The sequence below is a fragment of the Bradyrhizobium sp. Leo78 genome, assembly GCF_059512425.1.
This window is the reverse complement of sequence record NZ_JCAMOT010000117.1, coordinates 1-3540: the sequence shown is the minus strand read 5'-3', so window position 1 is coordinate 3540 and position 3540 is coordinate 1. Positions and strand designations below refer to the sequence as shown.

3 protein-coding genes are annotated in these 3540 nt (G+C 62.4%); all 3 read right to left on the bottom strand.

From position 1 onward, the window contains the following. Window positions 1-16: 16 nt before the first annotated feature. Window positions 17-394, bottom strand: a complete 378-nt coding sequence (locus AC5ZG1_RS43620; RefSeq protein ID WP_496136487.1) for a hypothetical protein — start codon at window positions 392-394, stop codon at window positions 17-19. 855 nt (window positions 395-1249) lie between these two features. Then, window positions 1250-3265 carry an acetyl-CoA carboxylase biotin carboxylase subunit gene (locus AC5ZG1_RS43615; RefSeq protein ID WP_496136486.1) on the bottom strand — a complete coding sequence of 672 codons (2016 nt, stop codon included), beginning with the start codon at window positions 3263-3265 and terminating at the stop codon, window positions 1250-1252. A gap of 2 nt (window positions 3266-3267) precedes the next feature. Continuing rightward, the coding region (locus tag AC5ZG1_RS43610) for a carboxyl transferase domain-containing protein (protein ID WP_496136485.1) at window positions 3268-3540 on the bottom strand (273 nt) is incomplete at its 5' end.

Here is a 3540-nt window from a genome sequence, read left to right as displayed (position 1 = left end):
CAGCCAGCATGGTGAATCAGAAACCGCCTGATTTGGGAATCCCAAATCGATTCAAGCTAACTTCATTCCGCTTTAGCCGAGCCGCGTCGGTCGTTGCGCGTGCCGCCGCGGCTTCGGCTTTTTTGTCGCGTTTTGCTGGTGCAGGAGGTTCGAACTGGCGACGGAGCTCGTTGAAGAGCACCGACGCGACACCGTATCGCTGAGGCACGACGTCCCGGTTCAGTTTGGCTTGGCGCTGGGCCGCGGCTATATCGACGCGATCGAATATCTCGAACCAACGAAGGCCGCTATCTGCCCATTTCGGGTACGCGACCATGATGTCGCTGATGGCGTAAATGGCAAATACGTCGAAGCCCTGCCCCGCTGGCGAAACGAAGACAGGTCCGTTCGCCAAGCGAAAATGAGATCAGCTTCTCAATCGCAGGTGGCTGTCCTGCGTCCAGCCCGACGTCCCTATCATCTCTCAGACCAACTGCTCAGATTTGCCGTCAATAGATTTTTCTTGATCTCTCGGTGCACACGTCGTGCACACGCCGCCCTCTAACCAGTTGAAAGACTTGAACTCTCGCTCCAATCCATCATCGGAGCCACAGAAAAGCGATAGTCTTGCGATTTCAACGATTTACCTTGTGTTCTCAATGGGATGAACCCGGAACATGTGCAAACTAGCCGAATTTGCACACGTTTGTACCTGTTTTGACCTCTCAGTGCACACGTAGCGCACGCGAATTGGGGAGTGCACACGGCCATGGCCAGCCTCACTCAATTGCCGTCCGGGAACTGGCGCGTCCAGGTGCGCCGCAAGAACCGTTACGTGTCAGAGACCTCGCATATTCACGGAAAAAGCTCTCCCTCTGCCCGTCGTGAGTGATCCTTTCCTAGAATACGTCACTCATGAGCTCCGCGACTTCACTGAACTTCAGACTGTCTTTGCTGTTGTTTAGCGTGTGGAATTGGCCGATGTTCCGATGATCGTCCGACAGGAAAAGTCGTCCAGCGACTTCGGCGATATCGCGGGATCCGAGAACTGGTCGTTCCCGGTCTGGCTCAGCGTATCCTGTTGACGAAACCGTCGACCTTCGCGCGCAGCGCTTCTGCTTGCGCGCCGAGCTCGTCCGCCAACCCTCGCACGTTTGCTGCTGTCGAACCGGTCGCTTCGGCCGCCCTCCCATCTGTCGATTGATCTCGGCGATCGAGTTCGACAATTGCTCAGTGGCAGCCGCGACCGTCTGGACATTCGACGCTTATTTCACGCAAATTCCAAAATCAGTGCATCCACCGCGAGCGTTGCGCCGGCACTGGCGTGGATCTTCTTCACGGTGCCGTCCTGCTCGGCTCGGAGCACGTTCTGCATCTTCATGGCTTCGACGACCGCGAGCGTCTCACCGGCCTTGACCTCCTGGCCTTCGCCCACCGCGATCGAGACGATGAGGCCGGGCATCGGACAGAGCAGCTTCTTGCCGCTGTCGGAGGCCGTCGTCACCGGCATCAGCCGGGCGGAAGCTGCTTCCGCTTCGGTCCAGACATAAACCGGCACCTCGACGCCCTGATGCGCCAGACGAATGCCGTTGGGAACCGGGCGCGCCTGGACCGCGACGAAATGGCCGTCGATGGTCCCCTGCCAGACCGGGTCGCCCGGCTTCCACGGCGATTGCAGCAGATGCGCATTGCCGGCGTTGCCTTCGGCATCGATGAAGCGGATCGCGATCGCGTCGCCTTCGCGGCCGACCTCGAGCAAAATCTCCTGGCGATCGAGCCAGACCGCGCGGCGGCGCTCGCGCTGCACGACGCGGCCGCCCATTTGTCCCGAGATCTGCCGCTTGCGCTCGCCGAGCACGTGATCGATGGCGGCGCCAACGGCGGCGATGCGCCGTGCGACCTCGCCTTCCGGCACGCGCACCGAAAAGCCCTTGGGGAATTCCTCGGCAATGAAGCCAGTCGAGAGCCGGCCTTCGCGCCACCGCGGATGATGCATCAGCGCCGACAGGAACGGGATGTTGTGCCTGATACCATCGACATAGAACGAGTCGAGTGCGGTGGCCTGCGCCTCGATCGCCGCGGCGCGCGAGGGCGCATGCGTGACGAGCTTCGCAATCATCGGATCGTAGTGGATCGAGATCTCGCCGCCTTCCTGCACGCCGGTGTCGTTGCGAATGGTGATGCCGTCCTGGCTGGCTTCCACCGGGGGACGGTATTTCACCAGGCGCCCGATCGAGGGCAGGAAGTTGCGGAACGGGTCTTCGGCATAGAGACGCGATTCCACCGCCCAGCCGGTCAGCGTGACGTCCTTCTGCGCGATGGCGAGCTTCTCGCCGGCGGCAACCCGGATCATCTGCTCGACGAGATCGATGCCGGTGACGAGCTCAGTGACGGGATGCTCGACCTGCAGGCGCGTGTTCATCTCCAGGAAGTAGAAGCTCTTGTCCTGCCCCGCGACGAACTCGACCGTTCCGGCGGAATCATAGTTCACGGCTTTGGCCAGCGCGACGGCCTGCTCGCCCATCTTGCGGCGGGTGGCCTCGTCGAGCAGCGGCGACGGCGCCTCCTCGATGACCTTCTGGTTGCGGCGCTGGATCGAGCATTCACGCTCGCCGAGATAGATCACGTTGCCGTGCTTGTCGCCCAGCACCTGGATCTCGATGTGACGGGGATCCACGATGAACTTCTCGACGAAGACGCGGTCGTCGCCGAACGAGGCCTTGGCCTCGGCTTTCGCCAGGTTGAAGCCTTCGGCGACCTCGGCCTTGGAGTGCGCGATGCGCATGCCTTTGCCGCCGCCGCCCGCGGAGGCCTTGATCATCACGGGATAGCCGATCTCGTCGGCGATGCGCACCGCGTGCTTGTCGTCCTCGATGACGCCAAGGTGGCCCGGCACGGTGGAGACCTTTGCCTTCGCGGCCGCCTTCTTGGACTCGATCTTGTCGCCCATCGCGGCGATCGCGCCGGGGTTCGGACCGATGAAGACGATGCCGGCGGCCTCCAGCGCGCGCGGGAACGCCTCGCGCTCGGACAGGAAGCCGTAGCCGGGATGCACGGCCTCGGCGCCGGTCTTGCGGCAGGCCTCCACGATCTTCTCGATCACCAGGTAGCTCTCGGCCGCCGCCGGCGGGCCGATCAGCACGGCCTCATCGGCCATCTCGACATGGAGGGCGTCGCGGTCGGCCTCGGAATAGACCGCGACCGCCTGAATTCCCATGCGGTGAGCGGTCTTGATGACCCGGCAGGCGATTTCGCCGCGATTGGCGATCAGAATGCGTTTGAACATGATTACAATGGCAAATTGTCGTGCTTCTTCGCCGGCGCTTCGACCTTCTTGTCCTTCAGCATCGCGAGCGCCCTTGCGATGCGCCGCCGCGTCGAATGCGGCATGATGACGTCGTCGATGTAGCCGCGCTCGGCGGCAATAAACGGCGACAGGAAGCGGTCTTCGTATTCCTTGGTGCGCGCGGCGATCTTGTCGGGATCGCCGATGTCGGAGCGGAAGATGATCTCGACCGCGCCCTTGGCGCCCATCACCGCGATCTGCGCGGTCGGCCAGGC

Bases quoted from the DNA above. Each gene is read 5' to 3' on its own strand.
- AC5ZG1_RS43615 (WP_496136486.1), bottom strand. From the start codon at position 3,265: ATGTTCAAACGCATTCTGATCGCCAATCGCGGCGAAATCGCCTGCCGG.